The sequence below is a fragment of the Hathewaya histolytica genome (assembly GCF_901482605.1).
GTDB lineage: Bacteria > Bacillota > Clostridia > Clostridiales > Clostridiaceae > Hathewaya > Hathewaya histolytica.
Genome location: NZ_LR590481.1, coordinates 1296590 through 1319251 on the forward strand (window position 1 = coordinate 1296590; position 22662 = coordinate 1319251).

Annotated in this window: 30 protein-coding genes; 24 read left to right on the forward strand and 6 right to left on the reverse strand. The window is 27.6% G+C overall.

What is annotated here, in order from left to right; translation table 11 throughout:
• Nucleotides 1–7 precede the first annotated feature (7 nt).
• The 11 genes from FGL08_RS06275 (at nt 8) to FGL08_RS06325 (ending at nt 7481) form a co-directional block, all read left to right on the forward strand.
• Complete coding sequence (locus tag FGL08_RS06275) at nt 8–247, forward strand: hypothetical protein (protein WP_138209967.1); 240 nt, start codon at nt 8–10, stop codon at nt 245–247.
• Between the two features lie 47 nt (nt 248–294).
• Nucleotides 295–591 (forward strand): hypothetical protein, encoded by a 297-nt coding sequence (locus FGL08_RS06280; RefSeq protein WP_138209968.1) that lies wholly within the window; start codon nt 295–297, stop codon nt 589–591.
• Between the two features lie 22 nt (nt 592–613).
• The gene (locus tag FGL08_RS06285) at nt 614–1600 is read left to right on the forward strand and encodes an N-acetylmuramoyl-L-alanine amidase (RefSeq protein ID WP_138209969.1); all 987 of its coding nucleotides are present in this window, start codon (nt 614–616) and stop codon (nt 1598–1600) included.
• A gap of 142 nt (nt 1601–1742) precedes the next feature.
• Nucleotides 1743–2069, forward strand: coding sequence for a hypothetical protein (locus FGL08_RS06290; RefSeq protein WP_138209970.1), 327 nt, complete (start codon nt 1743–1745; stop codon nt 2067–2069).
• A gap of 114 nt (nt 2070–2183) precedes the next feature.
• Nucleotides 2184–2627: an AbrB/MazE/SpoVT family DNA-binding domain-containing protein gene (locus tag FGL08_RS06295; protein ID WP_138209971.1), complete on the forward strand. Its 444-nt coding sequence runs from the start codon at nt 2184–2186 to the stop codon at nt 2625–2627.
• 64 nt (nt 2628–2691) lie between these two features.
• Complete coding sequence (locus FGL08_RS06300) at nt 2692–3288, forward strand: hypothetical protein (RefSeq protein WP_138209972.1); 597 nt, start codon at nt 2692–2694, stop codon at nt 3286–3288.
• Between the two features lie 99 nt (nt 3289–3387).
• Nucleotides 3388–4842, forward strand: coding sequence for a DUF2325 domain-containing protein (locus FGL08_RS06305; protein ID WP_138209973.1), 1455 nt, complete (start codon nt 3388–3390; stop codon nt 4840–4842).
• A 110-nt stretch (nt 4843–4952) separates the two neighbouring features.
• The gene (locus tag FGL08_RS06310) at nt 4953–5381 is read left to right on the forward strand and encodes a hypothetical protein (protein ID WP_138209974.1); all 429 of its coding nucleotides are present in this window, start codon (nt 4953–4955) and stop codon (nt 5379–5381) included.
• A gap of 106 nt (nt 5382–5487) precedes the next feature.
• Nucleotides 5488–5913, forward strand: a complete 426-nt coding sequence (locus FGL08_RS13480; RefSeq protein ID WP_179951326.1) for a hypothetical protein — start codon at nt 5488–5490, stop codon at nt 5911–5913.
• Entirely contained in the window at nt 5906–6505 is a 600-nt protein-coding gene (locus tag FGL08_RS06320; protein WP_138209975.1) for a hypothetical protein, read from the forward strand. The genes FGL08_RS13480 and FGL08_RS06320 overlap by 8 nt, the downstream gene beginning before the upstream one ends.
• Before the next feature lie 250 nt (nt 6506–6755).
• The gene (locus tag FGL08_RS06325; RefSeq protein WP_138209976.1) at nt 6756–7481 is read left to right on the forward strand and encodes a hypothetical protein; all 726 of its coding nucleotides are present in this window, start codon (nt 6756–6758) and stop codon (nt 7479–7481) included.
• A gap of 293 nt (nt 7482–7774) precedes the next feature.
• Here FGL08_RS06325 and FGL08_RS06330 read toward each other — a convergent pair whose 3' ends face one another.
• Nucleotides 7775–8455 (reverse strand): hypothetical protein, encoded by a 681-nt coding sequence (locus FGL08_RS06330; RefSeq protein ID WP_138209977.1) that lies wholly within the window; start codon nt 8453–8455, stop codon nt 7775–7777.
• A gap of 449 nt (nt 8456–8904) precedes the next feature.
• Here FGL08_RS06330 and FGL08_RS06335 point away from each other — a divergent pair, with 449 nt between their 5' ends.
• The 5 genes from FGL08_RS06335 to FGL08_RS06350 all read left to right on the forward strand — a co-directional run bounded on the left by FGL08_RS06335 (nt 8905) and on the right by FGL08_RS06350 (nt 12605).
• On the forward strand, nt 8905–9078 hold the full coding sequence (locus FGL08_RS06335; RefSeq protein WP_279232967.1) for a helix-turn-helix transcriptional regulator: 174 nt from the start codon (nt 8905–8907) through the stop codon (nt 9076–9078).
• Nucleotides 9079–9196: 118 nt separating this feature from the next.
• On the forward strand, nt 9197–9346 hold the full coding sequence (locus tag FGL08_RS13370; protein ID WP_171011995.1) for a hypothetical protein: 150 nt from the start codon (nt 9197–9199) through the stop codon (nt 9344–9346).
• A 352-nt stretch (nt 9347–9698) separates the two neighbouring features.
• Nucleotides 9699–10082 carry a hypothetical protein gene (locus tag FGL08_RS06340; protein ID WP_138209979.1) on the forward strand — a complete coding sequence of 128 codons (384 nt, stop codon included), beginning with the start codon at nt 9699–9701 and terminating at the stop codon, nt 10080–10082.
• A gap of 12 nt (nt 10083–10094) precedes the next feature.
• Complete coding sequence (locus FGL08_RS06345; RefSeq protein ID WP_138209980.1) at nt 10095–10307, forward strand: hypothetical protein; 213 nt, start codon at nt 10095–10097, stop codon at nt 10305–10307.
• The gene (locus tag FGL08_RS06350; protein ID WP_138209981.1) at nt 10308–12605 is read left to right on the forward strand and encodes a type IV secretory system conjugative DNA transfer family protein; all 2298 of its coding nucleotides are present in this window, start codon (nt 10308–10310) and stop codon (nt 12603–12605) included.
• Between the two features lie 7 nt (nt 12606–12612).
• Here FGL08_RS06350 and FGL08_RS06355 read toward each other — a convergent pair whose 3' ends face one another.
• Nucleotides 12613–13041, reverse strand: coding sequence for a helix-turn-helix transcriptional regulator (locus FGL08_RS06355; protein ID WP_341472374.1), 429 nt, complete (start codon nt 13039–13041; stop codon nt 12613–12615).
• A gap of 27 nt (nt 13042–13068) precedes the next feature.
• Here FGL08_RS06355 and FGL08_RS06360 point away from each other — a divergent pair, with 27 nt between their 5' ends.
• The 3 genes from FGL08_RS06360 (at nt 13069) to FGL08_RS06370 (ending at nt 14573) form a co-directional block, all read left to right on the forward strand.
• Nucleotides 13069–13368 (forward strand): hypothetical protein, encoded by a 300-nt coding sequence (locus FGL08_RS06360; protein WP_138209983.1) that lies wholly within the window; start codon nt 13069–13071, stop codon nt 13366–13368.
• A 252-nt stretch (nt 13369–13620) separates the two neighbouring features.
• Entirely contained in the window at nt 13621–14037 is a 417-nt protein-coding gene (locus tag FGL08_RS06365; protein WP_138209984.1) for a DUF1259 domain-containing protein, read from the forward strand.
• A 353-nt stretch (nt 14038–14390) separates the two neighbouring features.
• Nucleotides 14391–14573, forward strand: a complete 183-nt coding sequence (locus FGL08_RS06370) for a hypothetical protein (protein WP_138209985.1) — start codon at nt 14391–14393, stop codon at nt 14571–14573.
• Between the two features lie 207 nt (nt 14574–14780).
• On the opposite strand, the gene FGL08_RS06375 is transcribed toward FGL08_RS06370, so the two are convergent.
• Entirely contained in the window at nt 14781–15638 is an 858-nt protein-coding gene (locus FGL08_RS06375) for a prohibitin family protein (RefSeq protein ID WP_138209986.1), read from the reverse strand.
• A gap of 480 nt (nt 15639–16118) precedes the next feature.
• Here FGL08_RS06375 and FGL08_RS06380 point away from each other — a divergent pair, with 480 nt between their 5' ends.
• The 4 genes from FGL08_RS06380 to FGL08_RS06395 all read left to right on the forward strand — a co-directional run bounded on the left by FGL08_RS06380 (nt 16119) and on the right by FGL08_RS06395 (nt 18665).
• Nucleotides 16119–16304, forward strand: coding sequence for a hypothetical protein (locus FGL08_RS06380; RefSeq protein ID WP_138209987.1), 186 nt, complete (start codon nt 16119–16121; stop codon nt 16302–16304).
• Nucleotides 16305–16315: 11 nt separating this feature from the next.
• A complete protein-coding gene (locus FGL08_RS06385) occupies nt 16316–16567 on the forward strand; it encodes a spore coat protein (protein ID WP_138209988.1) in 252 nt (83 codons plus the stop codon).
• A 440-nt stretch (nt 16568–17007) separates the two neighbouring features.
• Entirely contained in the window at nt 17008–17820 is an 813-nt protein-coding gene (locus FGL08_RS06390) for an alpha/beta fold hydrolase (RefSeq protein WP_138209989.1), read from the forward strand.
• Between the two features lie 365 nt (nt 17821–18185).
• Complete coding sequence (locus FGL08_RS06395) at nt 18186–18665, forward strand: Csac_0668 family 2Fe-2S cluster-binding (seleno)protein (RefSeq protein WP_341255974.1); 480 nt, start codon at nt 18186–18188, stop codon at nt 18663–18665.
• 411 nt (nt 18666–19076) lie between these two features.
• Here the strand turns inward: FGL08_RS06395 and FGL08_RS06400 are convergent, their stop codons facing one another.
• From FGL08_RS06400 to FGL08_RS06410, 3 genes are all read right to left on the reverse strand, one after another.
• Nucleotides 19077–19517: a hypothetical protein gene (locus tag FGL08_RS06400; protein ID WP_138209991.1), complete on the reverse strand. Its 441-nt coding sequence runs from the start codon at nt 19515–19517 to the stop codon at nt 19077–19079.
• Nucleotides 19518–20040: 523 nt separating this feature from the next.
• On the reverse strand, nt 20041–21915 hold the full coding sequence (locus FGL08_RS13780; RefSeq protein WP_512698492.1) for an LTA synthase family protein: 1875 nt from the start codon (nt 21913–21915) through the stop codon (nt 20041–20043).
• A gap of 76 nt (nt 21916–21991) precedes the next feature.
• Complete coding sequence (locus tag FGL08_RS06410) at nt 21992–22264, reverse strand: DUF1294 domain-containing protein (RefSeq protein ID WP_138209993.1); 273 nt, start codon at nt 22262–22264, stop codon at nt 21992–21994.
• Nucleotides 22265–22379: 115 nt separating this feature from the next.
• Here FGL08_RS06410 and FGL08_RS06415 point away from each other — a divergent pair, with 115 nt between their 5' ends.
• Nucleotides 22380–22643 (forward strand): hypothetical protein, encoded by a 264-nt coding sequence (locus tag FGL08_RS06415; RefSeq protein WP_138209994.1) that lies wholly within the window; start codon nt 22380–22382, stop codon nt 22641–22643.
• Nucleotides 22644–22662 lie beyond the last annotated feature (19 nt).

The following is a 22662-nucleotide window of genomic DNA, read 5'->3' on the forward strand; positions in this document are numbered from 1 at the left end:
GTGCGAAATGGTTATATACTACGATTTAGAAACTAAAGAAATAAAAAGAACAGAGGATAACACTATGGAGCCTGTTTTACCTTTAAATATAGACTTAGAAAATAAAATTAAATTTTATAAGGGGAAAAGTGAAGGGATTATATGCTTACCTTATGAAATGGGTATACACATATTTGACTATAAATTATGTTTTAATGAAAGTGGACAATTTACAGGACTACAACCAAAACAGATAAGTAATGAATAGGACTAGAGATAGTCTTTTTTAGTGCTCGAAATTAAGAGAGGTGTGACATGGAAAATAAGGTATTACAAGACCATGAGAAAAGAATAAGGAAGTTAGAAGAATCTGATTTACAACAAAGAATACAATTATCTAACATTGAAAAAAGTCAATCAGAAATTAAATCTATGATTTCTGAAACATCTAAAGAACAACAGAAGACACTTAATGAATTTACATTAAAAATTTTAAGTACATTTACAGATAAAAATAAGAAAGATGGAGATTTAAAATTCTATAATACAAAGCAATTTTGGGCTATTGCTGCAAGTATAGTTACTGCAGTGATAGCTTTTTTTAATAAATAAATAAATTTAGGAGGAATGAATTATGAAAACATTTGGTATTAATTGTGGGCATACAAAAAGCGGATATGGATCCGGAGCAGTGGGAATAATTTCAGAATCAGAACATACAAGACTTGTAGGATATGAAGTAATGAAGTTAATAAAAGAATCTGGACATAAAGTAATTGATTGCACAATTGATTATGCAAATAATGTAACAGAAAGCTTGTCTAAAATTACTGATGTGGCCAACAATATTAACTTAGATTGGTTTGTATCAATACATTTTAATGCTGGAGGAGGTAGAGGTACAGAAGTATATACTTATGAAGGTAGACAATATGAGGATGCCTTAGAAGTATGTTCTAATATATCTAAATTAGGCTTTACTAACAGAGGAGTGAAGAAAGGTACCGGTCTTTATGTTATAAGAAGGACTAAAGCTAAGAGTATGTTAATAGAAGTATGTTTTGTAGATACAGAAGATGCAAATCATTATTTAAAAGTTGGTTACAAGGCTATAGCTAAAGCCATAGTTGAAGCTTTAGTTGGATATGTTAATTCTACAGGTCCAGTTAAACAAAGTATTTCTGATGATTCAGTAAGAGATAAAAAGGCTAAAATAGTTAACATTCAATCTTACTTAAATATTAGGCATACACCAGGAGGAAAGGTTATAGGATCATTGAAGAATGGACAAGAAATTACACTTTGGAGAAGAGAAGGAGATTGGTACCATATTTATTCTCCTGTTGCTGGATATAACCAAGCATATGTCCATAAAAATTATGTTCAGATTATTAATAAAACCAATACCGCAAATAAAATAAGTGGTAAATGTACTCCAACATCAGAATTAAATGTTAGGTCTGGACCAGGAACAAACTTCGAAAAAATAGGTGTGGTTTATCCAGGAGGAGAACTTCAACTGCATGAGCAAAATGGAGATTGGTATAAGATTTCTTATACTACCTATAGTGGCTCAACTAAAACAGGGTGGGTAAGTTCAAAATATGTAAAAAGAATGTAATAGTAAAAATAAGTAGCTCATAGTAGAGGATTAGAGAACATAAAAAAATTTTCTAATCCTTTTGTATTAAGAAATAAAAATAAATCAATACAAGCTAAAATATAAAGTTTTAGAAGTCTAAACAAGAAAAAGGAGTGTTATTATGAAAAATATATCAAATTTACTTTGGGAATATAGATTTATTATAGTTTTATTAATATCAATAGTTTTATATATAATTCTAGAGTGGGAAAAATTCAAAAGAATTTCATATGGAGTTATGCTCCAAGCTAAAAGCTTATCAAAAGATAAAATTCTTAAAAGTGGAAAGCAACAAGAAGAATGGGTAGTTAAAAAGATGTATCAATTTTTACCGAAAACATTAACTGTTTTTATTTCAGATGAGGTTATGAAAAAAATAGTACATTTTCTATATGTTAAAGGTAAGGATTATTTGGATGATGGAAAAATAAATAATAGTATAGAATAGTTAAAGGGTAGTTGTGGCTTATGCTGCAACTATCTTTTTTATTTTTATATAAAGCGACCTATTGACGTCTTGAAAAACGTACGTTATTATTTATACTAAGGAGAGGTGACGTCAATGGAAAATAAAGATATAGTAGTTTTATCAAGTACCAGTGGTAGTGGTAGTACTAATTATAGAATTGGGATACCTGCAGATTGGGCAAGAGCATTAAATTTAGAAAAGGGTACAGTCCTTCATGCTATATTTGATGGGGAACATATAGCATTGAGAAAGAAAAATATAGTGGATCCAGTTGTATTAGAAGAAATTAAAAAGTTTATAGATTTATACAATAACCATGAAGGAGAAAAAATATTCTGTGAACAAATCACTCCGATAGAAGCTGTGTCTTCAAGGAAAGCTGACAGTATTGAACTTGTAGAAGGTAATGGATATTTTAGCTTTCTATTTAAGTTTGGAGAACGTGAAATACAAGGTCAAAACATAGAATACTCCAAGTGGAATATATCCACTAAAATAGAAGATGGTAAGTATACACTATGTCTTGTCATGGTTTAGAGCACCTTTATAGGTGCTTTTATTTTTTTCTAAAATATTTTTAAAAAACCTATTGACGTACCTATTGACGTACGTTATAATACAGTTAAAGGTTAAGGAAATTAAAAATAATTTAAATCCAGGAGGCATTATCATGGCTAAACACTTTATAAAAATTGAGAATAAGGACTTTGAAACAGAAATAGGTTGGAGTACTGAAGCAATATATTCAGCTGAAACAAAGAACTTATTAGTTTTATGGAAGGACGAAAGTTCTATTATTCAAGTACAAGAAGGTGACACAATTTGTATTGACTGCTGGGGAGGTTTCCCAGGAGTTATGGTTATGAAAAAACCAAAGGATAAATATAGAAAATTACTTTGGGAAAATAAAATTACTAGAAGATTTATCACAAAATGGGGCAATATTTCAGAAAAATGGGATTCAGATTTTATTGATAGAGATTATGGTTCCCACTTCAATGTATCTAGAACAATATCATTAGATACTTTGAAGTTCAGAATCCATGAAAGTGGTTTCGTAAACTCAAATGGTCAAGAGTTTACAAATCATGTGTCACTGGATTCAATTGCCTACAAGGAGGGCAACTTTGAACAGTTTAAAAAAGACATTGAAACAATGATGGGATATTTAGTACCTGATACCAATATACCAGGTTAAAAATAAGAAAAGGATTAGTCTTTACTGGTCTTTTTCTTATTTTTTGTTAAAATATATGATAAAATTAACTTAACTATAAATAACAAAGTGGGGGATATTATGCAATTAAATATTATACCTTTATTGGTACAAGCATTATCTACTAATAAAAGAATATATAAGGATATAGATAAAATATATAACAGGGATAAACTTAGATTTATTAAATCAGCAAAAGAAGATGAATTTTATACACATCCAATGGCACAAGAAGGAGATGTGGAGCAGGAATATTATTTTAAAAAAGCATTGGGGATTGTAAATGTTTCTAAAGAAGATCAAGAAATTGGAGAAGAATTATTTAAAATTTTAAAAAAAGGCTGGAGATATACTTTTACATATGTAGAGAATCATTCAAAAATAATTATGTCAGAGTTTCTTGATAGATTTATAAAGAAAAATAAAGGTATAGACAATATACAAGATGATTATCTGAATTCTAATTGTACCATTGTTATATTTTTAGCTTATAATTTAGATAAGAATATAATAAAAGAAGATATCTATTATCATAAGTGTATAGAAACATTAGTCTTAAGGCTTGAACATTACAAAACTGAAAATAGAATAAATCTGAATAATGTTACTAAAGAACAAAAACAGTTAATAAGAAATTTAGAACTAAGGTTAAAAAACAACACTAATATTAATCCTAGTATACCGTGCTCTTATAGAGCTTTAACAGATCAACATGATGGGCTTAATCTTAATCTAAATAAATTATCTAAAGAGGATAAATTCTTTTTACCTTTTGAATATATATATGACTTTGAAAAAATGTCATTGACTAGTATTGTAGGAGAGGATCTTCTTAAATCAAAAGAAACACAGGAACTGATATATGCTTATTCTCAATTTCAAAAGAAAGATGAATTTAATTATGATGAGTTTTTAAAATATATATATCCTGCTATACAAATTAGATATTTGTGCAAGCAATATAAAAAATCAAAGGAATTTTTCTTCAAAAACTTTAATGAAGAGCTTTATGAAGAAATAAATAAAAAAGATATAGAAAATAAAGAAGTTAAAAAATCTAATTTACTTTTACAAGATGAAAACGAAAGATTTAAGCTAAGGATAGAGGAATTAGAGAGAGAAAATAAAAAATTAAAAAATGAATTAAAAAATAGGGAGGATTATAAGTCAGAAATAGTACCTCTAAGAGAGTTTATATTCAATATGGATAATAGAGAGGGTTATAAAGAAGAAGATATAAACTATAACAAGATAGAAGGACTAAATGCAATAATAATCGGAGGACATCAGCAGTGGCAAACCAAAATGAAAGAATACCTTAAAAACAGTAACTTTATTTCAGTAGAAAACTTAAATTTTGATACAGATATATTACTAACTGCAGATATAGTGTTTATCTACACTAATTATCTTAACCACGCTATGTATTATAAGGTTATAGATATAGCAAGAGAAAATAATTTAAAAGTAGTTTATTTAAAGTCTAATACAAATCCTAAAATCGTGTTAAAGCAGATACAGAAATCAGTAGAGTAGCTCCTACTGATCTTTTTATTATAAAAAACAAAAATATTTAAAAAATCTGTTGACGTACGTCAACAAGTACGTTAAAATATAATTAAGATAAGGAAAGGAGAATGAAAGATATGAAACTAACAAGTAAAGTAATAAGAGAAGCTCACAAATTAACAAAAGATATTAAAACTCAATACCCAGAAGTAGATTACAAGACTCAATTAGGAATATGCCTTTCATTCCTTCTTTCAGAAAAAAAGGAGGTAAAAGAAGTGAAAAAGGTAAGAAAAGAAGGGGAACAATTAGTAGTTGCACTACTAAAAAACAAAAGAGAAGGGGCGGTATCAGAAAATACTATTACAGGTAGAAAATATTATATGGCCCTTACAGAAGAGAATTACAAGGAGGTTATTTTTCAACTTCGAGGAGTTGAAGCTGACATAAGAATCATAGGAGGGCATAAGGATATGTTTGAAAGTATCCGCCCAGCAATGATTCAAGACCAAAAAGTAAAAGCACTATGGAGAAGTGCTTTTGGATATAAAAAATCATTAAGGTAAGTTAGAGAGTTAAATGGTTTACGGTTATCCATAAACCGTAATTAAAAATAATTTGACACAAAGGAAGAAATCGAAAAATATTTAGAAAAATTGGAGAGGATATAGAATGCAAAAAAGAATACTGAATGTAAGCTTAGTCAAGAGTGGAAGTGGAAGTACCACTGGAAGGGTTGTCCTTCCTAGCCTTTGGTTGAAAGAAATGGGAATAAGTCAAGAAGATAGAGCGGTTAAAGTATTATTTGATGGGGAGGAAATAAGAATTATGAAGAATATATCTACTATAGAGGATATTAAAGAAATGCTACAAGTAGAAGGTACAGGAGATATGTCAGAAGAGGAATTGGACATAATAGATAAGGTTGTAAATAGGGCATATGATGGAGTAGAAGAAGATAGAGAATTTTTACTAGAAGCTTTAAATGCAGTTCATGGTGCAGGAGCATTTAAAGGAAAGGCAATGCATCCGGATTGGAATTTACAGACTGTATATGATATTTTAGTAGAAGGTGAATGGCATTACATGCATGAATAATGCAACAGCATATCAATTAGGTATAATATTCTCTATAGGATCTTATAACAAAGAAGATGCGCGGATTACATTTAGGCACAAAGAAAGATATTTTTTAGAGCAACTTCAAACTTTATTTCCTAATACTATATATGGACAAGAGGTTCATAGCGGGAAACAATATGTTATGAAGGCTTCTATTAATATAGAAACTTTAGATAATTTAAATTGGAATGCTAGAAATTCAGATGTAAGAAAGTTACCCATCCTAGAAAAATATAAAGACTTTTTAAGAGCATATTTAGAAATTCATAGTAGGTTTGATTATTGTACAACTTATACTGGGAATAGAAAATATTATAGATTAAGGTTAAGGATCTATGGGAATTTTAATATTATAGAGAATATAAATAGTATTTTAGCTATAGAAGTAAAAACTAAAAAGAAAAGTATTTATACTACTCCAAATGGTAAAACTTCTGTACTTTGTTATACTAACCTGGAGGAGATACGAAATATATTGAAATATTTAGATGGTTCTCCGTTTAATAATTTATTTTGGGATAATGCATATAGATGTTTAAATGAACCTAAAAAATATATAAAAAATTAAGTAGAACTATGGTTAAAAGCATAGCTCTACTTAATTTTTTTCCTATCATCTTTTACTTTACAAACAATATTATCATTATCAAGCTAATAACTAAACATAGGTCTATTCTAACAAAATTTTTCTTCATATTATCACCTCTAACTTAATTATTTCCTATGTTGAAATTTCTAAATGTTACCATAGCCTTTACTAATATTTAAAATTATTGTAAAATAGTTATGAATAATGTTAATATTAGGGGGCTGTATTAATGAATTTTTTAAAGAATAAAAAGGTATCTATACCAGTGCTTATTATTTTGTACATTATACTATATGGAATTTCTCCAAAAGTTACTGGTATCCTAACTATGTTAGGTGTCGGAGGACTATTATTTTATCTATTTACTAAAAATGAAGCATTTAAAGCAAAAGGAAAGTTATTTAAAACCTTAACTTCTTTAGGGCTAGCGGCAGTGTTTTTGTTTTTTGGCATGGGAGGAGTAGCTAATGATCCTAAATTATTGGAACAACAAAAATTAGAATCAGCGAAAAAAGCGCAAATTGAGGCTAAGAAGAAAACAGATGAAGAAAAGGCAATAAATGCAGCAAAGCTAAAAAAAGAAGAGCAGAAAAAATTAGAAGAAGATAAAAAGCTAGAAGAAGAGAAAAAACTAAAAGAACAGAAAAAAACAGAAAAGAGTGCGGAACCTAAAACAGTTAATAATAATTCTAAAAAACAAGATACTACAAATTCATCTAATAAGTCTAGTAATAATACTACAACAGTAACACCAACTAAACCTAAAAAAGATACCACTAAAAATAAACCACAAGAAACAAAACCTGAACCTAAAGGAATGGTTTGGATACCGAAAAGTGGTAAAAAGTATCATTCTAAACCTAACTGTGGGAATATGGATCCTAAAAAAGCTAGACAGATAAAACTTTCAGATGCTCAAAATAAAAACATTCAACGTTGTAGTAAGTGTTTTTAAGTGTAGATATAACGATGGATAAGTAGCTTTTATTAAGCAGAAAGAAAAACGCTCTAATTTTTCAGAGCGTTTTTTTAATTAAGTTTAGCACTTTATAATTCTATATTATGGTTGCCACAGCTTCCTACTTTTTATATACTAAACGCCCAACTATGATAAGTATGAGAACGGTTAATATATATATAATAGGTCTAAAAACTTCTTTGATATTAAAAACAGATAGTCCTATTGCAATAAGTACTACTATAAGAGGAAATAAAAAAAACTGTACGAATTTTATCACTTATATCTCCTTATTGAAATCCTATAGTTCTAATACCAACAACCCCAGGGTTGAGCATGCTTGGAACTTTAAGACCAACATCAATGTATATAGCTCTAGAAACATAACCTGTTCCAAATTCAGTAATTAAATATGATGAAACAGCTGTGGCAATAGCTTTTCCAACTCCCGGAAATTTAATACCTATATATGTTGCACCAGCAGTAACACCTGCATTTAAGATATGATTAACTGCTGACTTTGATAAATAGATTCTTACGCCAAACCAAACCCATTCAACCTTATTTACTCCTTCTTTTGATGCGGCACGGTACAGAGTTTGATTATTGTTCGATTCAAATTCAGATACTGTTACACTTTTAATTTTTTGATTGATATGAAATGTATCACTTGTCTTTAAAGATTCCTTAATTCCAGAGTTGGTTTGCACAATTTGATTTTTTACAATTTCCAACTCTTCTTGAGTGATGAGCTTTGATAATTTATCTTCATTGGTGATATAGAATTCACCATCATTGTTTAACTTTACAAATGGATCAACTTTATTAACTAATTGATTTGTCAGATCTTCGCTTTGACTTAGGGCAACCTGTCTAGAATTTGTTTGCGTTGATTCTGCGGCAAATACACTTGTTCCCGTGCTGAATACCATAGAAGTCGCTAGGACTAATGATAATAATTTTTTAAACATATCTTTTCCCCCACTTTACATTAAATATCCAATTACAATATTAACTGTTATAAGACGCTATATCTTTAAATCATGAAATCACCCCAAACTATACAATTGATTATAACATCATTGTGTATTATATAAATTACCTATAATGTTATTATATGTAACATGATTAAAACAGTCAACGATTTTATTGTTTTATGTTTATAGTATTTTTAAATAGTTTATGCAATTACAATATAAAAACTAGTTTAATAGCCCATAGAAAAGTGAATATAAAAGTTCTAAATGACAATTTTAAATTCATTGCAAAATCAATGAGGGATTAAAAAAATAAATTAATGAGTGTTGACCTAATAGATAAATAAGTAAACGGCATTAAAAGGGAAAAATACACTTATGTAGAATTACTTACATAGCATATATGGAGGTGATTCTATGGGGTAAAGAATAAACTAAAAGAAATTAGAATGAAAGAATATCTTATGGCTCCAGGAGAATTTGCAAAATACCTAGGAGTAAGCATAAAAACTTATTCAGGCTGGGAAAACAATAGGAGCAAACCCACTTTAGAAAGAGCGCTAACTATAGCTGAAAAATTAAATAAAGATGTTAAAGAGATATGGTTCAATGAGTAGCCATATCTCTTTTTTAATTTCATTTCTTAAAATGTAGGATATTTCTTAAAAAATAAGAAACTTTTGAGCAATGGATACATATAGTATTAGTAAAGAAAGATTAAAGGGGGTATAAAAATTGCCTAAGATTAATGTAAGCTTTAAGCAAACCACTAGGGATATGAAGCTATACGCAGAAGCGATAGCCCAGGAAGAAAAGAGTGAATTCATTAAGAAAGCCATAGAGCATTATTTAATGCACTTAGAAAAGCTAAGTAAAGAAAAATAAGCAATAGTTATGTACGGTTTACCTATTAGGTAAGCAAAAGGAGTAAAAAAATAAAGCCTACCAAAAAAGAATAGACTTAGTCCAATGACTATTAGTGCACTTCGTAGACTCCGCTAACTTCGTTGCACTCCTAGTCTATGCTATAGAAAAACCAAAGTTGCATAAATTGATTAGTTATAAGTTTATTTAACAGAGAATTAACAATAAAGACTTATTTCATTAATATAACTGCTGTTCTTGCTCCGGCACTTATTCCCATACAAACTAATGCTATTACAAATGGAGTAGTCATGTTATCACCTTCTATTTTTAAATTTATTTATATTATTTACATGAAAGGAGAATTATATGCATGTTTAAAAAAGAAGAAGTTATGACTGTTGAAGAATTTTTACAAATGGAGAAGGTAAAAGAAATTGAAACTTATTTATCAAAGAATAAAAACATGGAAAAAGTATTCGTGTTTATGTTGGGTTCTTTGATGTATTGTCAAAATGTTATGGCTTGCAATGCCGATTTATCTAAGGTCAACAAAGCTGGCAATGTAATCTTAAATATAGTACAAACATTTGGCTATTGGGCATGTATAGTTTTATGTATTATAGATCTATTAAAGCATTTATTTGATGGTAATACAAAGAATATAGGTAAAATAGTAAGTGGATATGTAGTTGCTTTTTCAGCATTTTATTTTATTCCTTGGATATTTGATATCATAAAAAGCATATTTAAGTAAAGGGGGATCTATATGGATTTTATAAAAGACAAGGCAGTAGATGGCATATTATTTATTTTAAAATCTTTGGTTAAATTATTTATAAATTGTAGTTATCCATTATGTTTAGCAGCTTGCTTACTATCATTAATCCTTTATATTGGGGGATTAAAAAAAGCTAGAAAATATATTCCAATTAGTTTTATTATTTATTTCCTATGCGAATCAATTAAAGGTGTGATATAAATGCAAAGCATAAAACTAAAAGATTATTTTAAGTTACAAAAGCCAACTTATAAATATATTAAGATAATACCTCATAAGAGCATAAGAAACTATAATAGTTCCAATATAGCTAAAGCTATGACACATACTTATAAAAATATCACTAAGAGAATAAGAAAAGAAGAAAAGAAATTAATAATAGAATGTAGGCACAAGATCTCTTACATTATAGACATAACAAAAGATGATATATCTTTTTATTTCATGTACCCAGAGTTTTTTGAAAATATACTTATGGAAAAAGTAAAAGAAACATGGCCCAAAGCTACCATAGAAAAATCAGATAGTATTAATCCGTTAAGTGCGGATAAATGTATATATGAATTACAGTATGCTAAAGAAGATGCTTTATCTTTAAGAGTAGATAAAAAGAGCAATGAACCTCTGAACTCTATCTTAAACATACTCGAAATTATGAAAGATGATGATAGAGTATCTATAGTATATAATTTTATTCCGGCATCTCAAAGAGGATGGAGAAAAATATATAAAGATACTATAGAAAAAGTAAATAATAGTGAGTCAGTAGATAAAGAGAAGTTTAATGCTAAATATATAGGGATATCAGTCGCAAATTTTATATTGGATTTTGTGGAAGGTGCAAAAGATGGCTTATCTGAACTAATGGGCAATGATATTAAAAAAGAAGAGGACAACACCTTAAGAGCTTTTATTAATGGTTATGAGGATAGGAAAGAATTATCCAATACAACTAAAAAGAAAAAGGATAATAGAATAATAGACACTCAAATAGCAGTTATAAGTTCAAGTAAAGATGTGACTAGAAGAGAAAATAATGCTATATCAATATGCCAAGCTTATAATGTTATTAAAGAAGATAATGAGTTGTCTTATAAAAAAATTAAAAAAGATTTTAATTTAGATGATGTTATATTCCCCATGGAGGTTAATAAGTTCAGTGTAGATGAATGTTCTAATTTTATACAACTACCAGGAAGAGAGCTATTAAAAGAACATGGTATAAAGCATATAAATACTACAGAAACTTTAATACCAAAGGAATTGCAACAAGGTATCAAGAGCTTAGGAGAAGTTACTTATAGAGGCAATAAGATTAAAGCTTATTTCCAAGATGAATACAATATAGGCAATTTACCATTGGTTGCTATTGGAGCGCAAGGCAGTGGAAAGACAAGCTATTTAAAAAACTACTCTAAGTATTGTAATAAAGCTAAAGAAAGCTTGATAGTATTAGACTTTATAAAAAACTGTGAGTTATCAGATGATATTGAGAAATCAGTAAGGAAAGAAGATCTAATTGTTTTAGATTTAGCAAAAGAAGAGGACATTCAGGGGTTTGGATTTAATGAAATAACACTTAAGGATGATATGAGCAATTTTGATAAGTTGAATTTAGCTAGTTTACAAGCACAACAAGTTATGGATTTTGTAGATAGTATAAGCATAGGTGATCCATTATCTAGTAGAATGAGAAGAATTTTAAGTGCTGCTGCGAATGTGGTATTTGTACAAGGCTATACAAGTGTAAAAGATGTTATATCTTGTCTAGAAGATGATATTATAAGGTCAAGAATGATTAGTAATTTAGATGGTGAATTAAAAGAAACACTAGAGGATGACATAAGAACCTTAAATGAATTGAATGACTATGATAAAAATGGACTTATTATAGGCACTAAACACAGTAAAATAGAGCACATATTAGATAGAATTTCTATGCTTAGAGAAGATTTTAAGCTCAAATTTATGTATAATAAATCAACTGAAAATAATATTGATTTAATTAATATCATGGAAGAAGGAAAAGTTTTATTAATAAAAATGAAAGAATCCGATTTCCCTACAAAGATGATAAAAAATATATTAATAACTTATTGGATAAGTAAAATATGGTTAGCAAGTCAAATAAGAGGGCAGTTAAGTGAAAAACCTTTAAGATGTAATATATTGATAGATGAAGTGTTCCAAGCTCCTACAAGCATGAAGAAGTTGGAATATATATTACCGCAGAGCAGAAAGTTTGGTAGCAAGTTTATATTTACTACACAATATATAAGGCAACTAGATGGTATATTTGATACTTTAGAAGCTAGTGGAAGCTCATATATGTTGTTAAAAGGTTGCAATGAAAATGACTTTAATCACTTTAAATCCAAGTTAAATGAATATGAATATGAAGATTTAAGGGACATGAAGCAATTTCATAGTCTAAATTTAATATATTATTCCGGTGGATATGCTAGTTTTATATCTAAGCTACCCCCACCAATAAATTAGGAGCCAATTAAGGCTCCTTTAATATATCTAATAACTTTTCTTTTATTTTATTATAGTTATTTATACCTATGTCATACAAACCATTTTCCCATGAAATATATGTATTAGGTGGAACTTCTAAAAATTTAGCTGCTTTTCTCATGCTGAAGTTATTTTTAATTCTCCATTTCTTTAATTGATCTATATAGTTAGATAATAGTAGTTTAGAATAATCATCACACAAATAGTCTAAATCTAATACGGTCCCCAGTTTGTAAAGGACAATTCTTGAAGGATGTATATAATCATTTTCATACATATTTATAGCTCCACGGCTAATATTACAAAGTACACTTAATTCTTTCTGTGATAGGTTAAGTTCAAGTCTAGATTTATAAATTCTTTTTCCGATTGTGTTTTCAGGTAAATTAGCACATAATGTTATATATAGATTAATTACTAAGTTTTGTGTAAAAGTTGTTCTTTGTTTCCCCGTGCAGAAGCGATTGCTACTGGTTCTTTAGCTGGAGCCAATGCTGCTAGATGCTTAGCTAAGAAAGCTCTTTTAATTCTTCCAAAGGAAAGTTGTATTGGAGATATTATATCTTATGCAAATTATAGACTACTTAAGAAAAATGATAAGAAGAGCCGATATACTTTTGCAGGTTCCATATACTTTACTAGAATGAAGGAGCTTGGAATGTATACTACAAATATAGAAGAAATAAAAGAGAGAATAGATAGACTAGAATTAACTGATATATTTAAGCAAAAATTACTGTAAGTCAAGCCACCCGCAAATGGGTGGCTTGTTTTAATCTTATAAAGGCATGTTAGGGGATATTTTAACTGTACACTAGGTCTGTTTATAAACAAAAAAGTAATAGATATGAATAAGGTATTAGAACTCTATGAGAATGCCGTAAGGTACTAATATTTACTCACGTTTACAAGTAAGTTTCATATTATGTTAATAGAGAGACTATATATTAACTAGCGATGAAATTTAACCTGAAAAATATAGGAGGAATTGATTATGAGAAATTTTTGTAGAACTTGTAATGAGTTTGCTGATATACTTGGAGCTGAAATTCTAAGTACAGCTGAGAATGTTTGTACAGTAACATTTATGAGAGATATTGATGCAGAAATATTAGGAAGAACAACTCATTCACCATTAGCTTTATCAGCATTGTTTTCATTTGAATCTCCTGATAATAGGGGAAGAACTCTTAATTTAGGTGAAACAGTTATACTTCAAGAAGAAATAAATGAATTTATATCTATATTAAGAGAGAAGGGAATATTAGTTACTGCACTTCATAATCATTGGTTATTTGAGGAACCAAGACTAATGTATATTCATTTTGAATCTATAGATAGACCTTTAGATTTTGCTAGGAAAGTAGCAGAAGCACTTGAAGTATTAAGAAGAACAAATGATGATTGTTAGAAGAAAATAATAACAATGATTGAAAAATAAATATTAAAATCCTTTTATATAATAAACTAAATATGTATAAGAAAGCACTTAACCAGGTATCTCTGGTTGAGTGCTTTTAATTTACATGAAAGGAGGTGAGCAGCTAAAATATTATGAAGAAATAAAAATGTGAATTAAGTTCTTAATATGATAGAATTGAGGACGAAGAATGTTATTTAAGGTTGGAGAAAGTTTAAACGATAAGGATATTATGGGCTATGTCAGCAAATATTTTAGAAAAACGAATTATTATTAGATAAAAGTAATAATCTATTTTAAATTTTAATTAGGAAAAATAATTATTAATATATGGAGTGTGCTATATGGATTTTAGTGTTGATGAACTTTATTATTATAAAAATTTAAGTATGATAAGTATTTTGAGAATACGTGAAAAGATAGTGGCTACTGTTATAATTATAATTTTAATTTTAGCAATAAGTGGTTTATTAATGATATTAAGTACTATTTATACTAATAGAATTGTCGAGTATATTCTTTATTAAGTCATTATATAGTATGTAGTTTAAAAGTAAATTCCATTATTGGCTCATATTTATGATATTTTTAAACAATTAACATAATTATATTATAAATATAGTAATTTTTATTTTATTATATTTATTTGCACCTATGTTTATAAATAAAAAAGCAATAGAATTTAATCTACTGCTTTTAATAGTGTTCCGAAAAAATTTTATATTTTTAATAATTTATTTTTTCATATCTAAGATAGCATTTCCACCTTGTACTTGTGGCATTTTACCGTCCCATTTTTCTATTTTTTTGTATTCTACGATTGTAGGTGTTAGACTCTCTTGTAATTTTTTATTAGCCTGTGCCTCACTATTTGCCTTAATCAATTTTGCATCTGCATCTGCTTGTGCTTCTATTTTTTTCTTTTCAGCTTCTATTTTAGATTTATCTCTTTCTATTTTACTTTGTTCTAACTTTTGTTGAGAATTTATTCTATTTTGTATTGCTTTTTCTGTTTCATTATCTAAACCTATCCTTGGAAAGTTAACAGAATCAATAACTATACCATATTCGTCAAATTTTTTCTTACTGTATTCTAGCATTTCCTTATTCAATCTACCTCTTTGTTCTCCATATATATCTATAACAGAGAAATTAGATGAGACTTCAGAAGCCCATGATTTCATTTTTCCTCTTATAAAAGTCTTTTCAATATCTTTACCACTTTGGCCTTTAAACCTAGTAAACGTCTTAGGAAGTTTTTCTGAATCAAAATGATAAGCAAATTCTAAATCCACATTAACTGTTTTTCCATCTTTAGTAGGTATTATGAAACTATCATCATCTTCTGAACCCTCTCTTTTGTCTTTACTTAAAAAAGCTTGTTCTGTGGCTACAGAATACTGTTTAACTGATTTTATAGGAGATGTAAATTTAAGTCCTTGTGTTAATACTTTGTTTTGAACTCCTCCATTCATGCTGTATACTATACCCACATATCCTGGTTTGATTATTTCGGCTGATTTTACACCTATAATCACACAAAACCCTATAACTACTGCTGAAACTATTGCTCCTAATCTTTTACTTTTCATATTATTTATCCCCTTTTAATATATTTTTTATTGGCTTAATTATATATTTTATTGTTAAATTTCCTATTCTTTCTGCAAATTTCAAACTTATCAGCCATATTAAAAATAATATAACCACTAAACACATGATAAAAGACATAGATTTCCCCCTTGATACTTTATGGTATTGTTTATAATCTCTAATCCTATTGATTTACTTATTTGCTTATATCTTATATCATATTATATAGTATTTTTCACTGTATAGCAATAGGGTATTATATTTTTATTATGATTTATTTAATATAAAATAGATATTATATTAATATAAACCACATATTGATTGAGTTAGTGAGAAATTCTAGAGAAACTAAACATAGTTGAGCATTTATTTTTATACTAAGTATAAATTACTTATAGATAAAAATTAGTCATTATCAAGAATAATTTTTAATGCTCTTTCTAATAATATAATTGAAATATGATTTAAGAGGTGATTTTATGTCAAATTTAAATTTAATGGAACTACAAAATCTTCGTCATCTTATTGGAGCACACGAAACAGTAGCCAATAAATTAGATGCTTATGCTAAACAATGTACTGATCAGCAATTAGTGCAAATGCTTAAAACTGATGCTCAAGAGGCAAGAAATAGTAAACAAAAATTAATGTCATTCTTAAAATAGGAGGTTATAAAATGAACGAAAAAGATATAATGAATGATTATTTAACTATGATTAATGGCAGTTTATCAACTTATGCTAATATGATAGCGCAAACTGATAACCAAAGCTTACGTCAACAACTTCAACAAATGAGAAATCAAGATGAAATTCGTCAATATACAATTTATGAGACTGCTAAACAAAAAGGTTATTATAAACCTGCTCAACCAGCAACTCAAACTGAAATAAATACAGTTAATTCAGAATTTACTAGCCAACAATAATTTGATTTATGGATATAAACGGAGTCTTTATAGGCTCCGTTTATATATTATTAATAAATTAACTGACTCTAAAATATATTTTTCATCTATACATTTTTTAATTTTGCTTGATGTTTCTAATTTTAGTTTTGATGTAGATTTAATCAAGATTTGGTACATAGCATAAGATTTCATATAGGTAGATACTAAAATTAATAGGTATGAAAAGGAATCGAATTATTTAGGATTAAGAGATGCATTAATATCAATATATTTCTGAGATACAAGGGCTGTAAAAATAGGAAAATATGCTAATTCATAGACTTCATAGCAATAGCACTTAAGCATTTTTCTTTTTAAAATGGATAAGTGCGGTGCTTAAGAGTCCATTTAGTTATTCATAAATTTATACCAAAGTGAATAAACTATCACTAAAGCTATTTAATTATTGGAGGTTATAAGTGGGGTACTATGTTAAGGTAGAACCAAATGTAAAAATATATGTAGAGGATTTAAATCCAGGGGGAAAGCGTACAATCTTATTTATACATGGTTGGCCAGGTAACCATAACTTATTTGAATATCAGTTTGATCAACTTCCGAAAAAAGGATATAGGTGCATTGGAATAGATATCAGAGGATTTGGAAAGTCCGATAAGCCTTATGAAGGTTATGACTATAATAGATTGTCAGATGATGTTAGATGTGTTGTTGATGCATTGAAGTTACAAGATTTTACATTGTCAGGACATTCAACTGGAGGAGCTATAGCTATTCGATATATGGCTCGTCATAAAGGACACGGCGTATCTAAACTTGCTCTTCTTGCTGCAGCAGCTCCAAGTCTTATCAAGCGTCAAAACTTTCCATATGGTTTAGAAAAGGAAGAGGTAATCAAAATCATCCAGGGAACATATACTGATCGTCCTAAAATGTTGAGAGATTTCGGTGATATATTCTTCTTTCAATATATAACACAGCCCTTCTCTGATTGGTTTTTCCAATTGGGGTTACAGGCAGCAGGATGGGCAACTGCGGCCATTGCAAATACTTGGATAAATGAAGTGTTGTTTTCTGATTTAAGAATGATAAATGTTCCAACCCTAATTATTCATGGTATTCATGATAAAGTTGTTCCATTTTCATTAGCTGAAGTACAAAAACAATGTATTAAAAATTCAAAACTTATAGCCTTTAAATACAGTGGTCATGCATCATTCTATGATCAACGTCAAAAATTCAATGAAGAATTAGTAAAGTTTATTGACGAATAAAACTTTTGAAACGTGGAAGTTTTTAATAAAAATATTAAGTGATAATAATTAATCTTGATACCGTAAAATTCATAAAGGAACTTTACGGTATTTTTTATTTGAAAATTACCAGTATCTTAGTAAGTGGTACAAAATATTTTAGAAAATAGGATATATAATTTACTAAGTAAAAATATTAGGTGTTTTTATTATACTTAAACTTAAGAAATATAGCTTAGTTAATTAAATAGTGTTTTATAATATATCTTACATATAATATAGTTTGTGCTATTATAGTATTTATAATAAACTATATAAAGGAATTTAATATTATTAGTTTATAATTGAATAACTTGAATCAACGGTAGTTATAAAGGGGAAAAGGTATGGGAAATAAAAATATTAAAATATCTTGTTGAGGAAGTAAAGAGAGTTCTACTGGTACAGTAGAGCAAAATTCTATATGTCCTATATGTAAAGGACATACTCAAGAGGTTAAAGAGATAACCGTTAAACATTTTGTTCTTAATGATATAGTGAGTAAGGTACATAATGATGAATACCGTATTTGCTTGAACGAGGATTGTGACGTTGTTTATTATAGTTTAGATAAAAGATTAATATTTTGGAATAAGGATATTAAAATACCAATATGGTATAAAAAAAATGCTAATCCTAAATATGTATGTTATTGCAATCAAGTAACAGAGGAACAAATAATTAATGCTGTTCTCAATGATGGAGCAAAAAATATGAAGGATATAATTAGACTTACTGGAGCAATGAAAAATGGGAAATGTGAAATTAACAACCCTTTAGGTAAATGTTGTGGACCTTTTATTCAAGATACTATAAATAAAACATAAATTTAAGAAAATTAAAATAGAAAACCTTTATATGAACAAGTTAAAGAGTAAGTAAAATCAGTAATATTAGTTCATATTCAAGAGGAGGATTAAAATGAGTAAAAAATACTTTTTTAAAATAGGATCTTATATTTTATCTATATTTTTAATTAGTATAACGATAATAAATCATGTTTACAGGGTTAATGAAAAAGACTTTTTATTGAAACCTTATTTTGTTGACATACTTTGTATCATATATTATTTATTCATGGATTATGTAACAAAAGATACTTCTAAATTTGACAAAGAGAAAAAGTTAATTTTACTCTCTATTTTTTTCTACTCCTTGTTTGAATTTGTAATACTGATATTACATTGAATAATAAAAATAAGACCAATTATAATATAAAATTATAATTGGTCTTATTTTTATTTAATATTTTCATCCAGTACTTTTTTATATTTTTCGAATGTATCCTTCTCAATCTGCCCATTAGCTTGTATTAAAAAGTTTCCTTTAGCATATGTATGTGAGAATAACATTGCAGAACTCTTACCCATTTCATTATAAGCCTTTTTTACTTTATTCAGATCATCAGAGTTTTTAAAGTTAAATACTCTTGCATTTTGGTCTTCATTAGCATTAATTTTAAATATCATGGCATCATCTGTAAGCTTTGGTATAATTCCAAAATCTTTTGCCTCCATATTTTTAGGTTCAGTTACTGGAAGTTTTGCCTCTTGGAATTTATCAACTAACTCTTTAACGGTTTTTATTTCCTTAGATGTCTCATTATTATTTTTTCCGGAACAAGCCACTAAAGATAGAGAAAGTATACATGCTAATAGTAAAGAAATTATTTTTTTCATTTCAATGCCCCTTAAGCAAATTTTATCTATAAATTAATTTTATAGCATTTATGCAATAAAATCAAACAATAAAGATCATATAAGGTAAATATGCTATATAAAGGATAATCAAAAGATTATGAAATGCTTTTTTAATTATATGTACATATAAATTAGGACGTATTGTAGCATGTATTAATCATTAACTTTTATATAAAAGTTACAGTAAATAAAAAAGGATGCTCATATAATTATGAGTGTCCTTTTTCGATTTATGGATTTTTAATATTTTATTATCAAAATAGTTTATTAATGTATTGTGAGATTATATTAAATATAAGGCTAAAAGATAATCCTAAAACAGTGTTTATAATGCACATTTTAAGCTTTTCTTTATTGGATTTATTTGTATCCTTACAATATTTAATTATTTTGTATATAAAGTATATGGAAATAGACCAGATGGTCACTGCCTCAATAGATAAAACTGGCACTAAAATAAGTATTATTATAAATAGAATTGAAAACAAGGGTAAATACATATTTAATGTTCCTTTCTAAAATAATTAGATTCAATTATTTTATTACTATATTTGGTGGCTTTTGAGAATATTTCTACTTCGTTTTTGCTTAGGTTAGTAGATTCTATATTTCCATTTGGTAATATAACAAAGTTTCGTTTAGTATTTAAAATATTCCTTCCCATAGAGGTGTATACATAGTTTTTGGTATCTACTCCCATTAGGTAAGAAAGTGTAGGGAGTATGTCAACTTGTCCACCATGGGTTTCTATTACTTCTGATTTATAACCTTTAGAATAAATTATTAAAGGTACTTTAGAATTATTATCTCTCATCCATTCTGGAATATCTTTCATAGATGCTATCTGATCTTTAAAAAATCTATGAGGTCCTTCATGATCTCCGTAAAATACTAAAACAGAATTATCTAAAATTCCACTTTTATCAAGGTTAGATACAAAGTATCCAATAGCTTTATCTGTGTAATTTATAGATTGGAAGTACCTCCCAAGAGCACTATATTTAATATTTGGTGGAAGAACTATTGTTTTATATTTTTCAGGTATATTAAAAGGTGCGTGACTTGTTAAGGTTATAGAAAAATTGTAAAAAGGTTCTTTTTGTTTTTTAAGTATAGGAACAAGCTGTTTTAGAAAGCTTCCGTCACTAAGACCTAATCCAATTTTTTCATCTAAATTAAAATAGCTAGAATCAATACATTTATTAAAACCTATAGAACTTAGAGAAGGTAGCCAATTCCAATAGGAGCCTCTATCTGGATGAATAGCTAAAGTATTATATCCTAAACCTTCTAAAAGTTCAGGAAGAGAGGATCTATAAGTATTATTAGGATATCTAAAAAAGGTGCTTCCACGTCTTACTGGGAAAATAGATGTATTTGTTAAAAGTTCACCATCAGATGTAGTTCCATTAAAAGTTTGCTCTTTTATATTTTTAAAATAGATACTGTTTTTTAATAGCTTATTTAAATTAGGTGTAATTTCAGAGTTATCAATTTTCTTGTTTATTATAAAATTTTCAAGAGACTCTACTTGAATTATAATAAGATTTTTACCCTTAAAAAGACTTTTATATTTATTATCTGGAAGTAGTTCTGCTTTAAGCTTCATCCAGTTATTAATTTCATCTATCTCCTTAGTACTTAATTCATATTTTTTACTATCCTTATAATATGTATAACCATCATGAATATGGTAACCTATGGGTGCCAAATTAAACATAGTTTCATTTTGAGCCCAGGCAGTGTAAAAAATATGTTGATTTGTAAAGCTTTTTTTATAAACATCAACCTTATAATGAGCGTATATAAGATAAATTGTGGGTAGAAGAGTTAAAATTAAAAAGCCCGACAGTTTTCTTTTATAGTTATTATAAATGTTTTTTATTTTTAGGAAATATAAAAATAATATAACTATATCTATTAGGAATAATAAATCCACAGGCCTAAACATAGAAAATATACTATCTGAAAGATTCTTCAAGTTGGCAGTATACTTTAACATATGAAAGGTTAAAAAAGAACGATTACTCCTAAAGTACCATAGATCTCCAATAATTATTATGGTTAATAACATATCCAAAACTACAAAACTAAATAAATGAAGTTTTCCTTTAAAAAGGTATGCTGAGGATAGAAATATACAAATAAAACTAATATAAGCAAGTATCGGTGGTATACTAAAAAAAATAATTCTAAAGTTAACCTTGGAGGCATTATCGTCTACTATAATAGAAAAAAACAATATGGTTTTAAATATAATGGCTAAAAAAGTATAAATAAAAGCTTTATTTTTTAGTATGCTTAATATTTCTCTATAAATATTGGAGAAGGTTTTTGGAACTTTTATATTATTAGAAAGTAGGTTATTTAAAATCAATTACTGTCTCATCCTTTCTATAAAAATAATATATTAATGTTTTAAAGTTATTAAATAAATTATAAATATATAATATTTAAAATAACATATAAATAATAATAATGTGAAGAAATAATATAAATGGTATGCCATATATGAATTTACCATGTTTTGTCTTATGTCTAAATTTTTGCATACCTAAGTAAGAACCTATGCTTCCACCTAAAGTAGCAATTAAAAGCAAAGTGTTTTCTCTTATTCTCCACTTGTGATGTTTAGCTTTATATTTATCAATATACATTGTAATAAAACCTATAAAATTTATGGTGATAAAATAAATTAAGATAAATTTGTAATTAAGGCCTTTCATAATAACTCCTTCTATTTTATTTTTAATAAAATTATTATAACATAAACATAAAAACTTATTATAATCCATTAATAAATGTACACAGAGTTAAATATAATATTTAGAGGTGATCAAAGTGAGTGGGGTTTGCGATCTTAATGCTAAAGAGTTAATAATACTTGCAAGTATTGTTACTTTAGCATTCTCGGAAAATAAAACCATAGATGAACTTAATGTATTGGGAAACTTTTTGGTTACTGTTGGGACTAACTTCTTAGCCATAGCTGCTATAGAAGATGCTAATAAAAATTCATTAAATAATAAAGAAAGTAAGAATAATAATATTAAGAAGGAAGAATTCGATAAAAGTACATCTACAAGTGACAATTGTACTGATTAAAAACATAGGGGGTAATTAG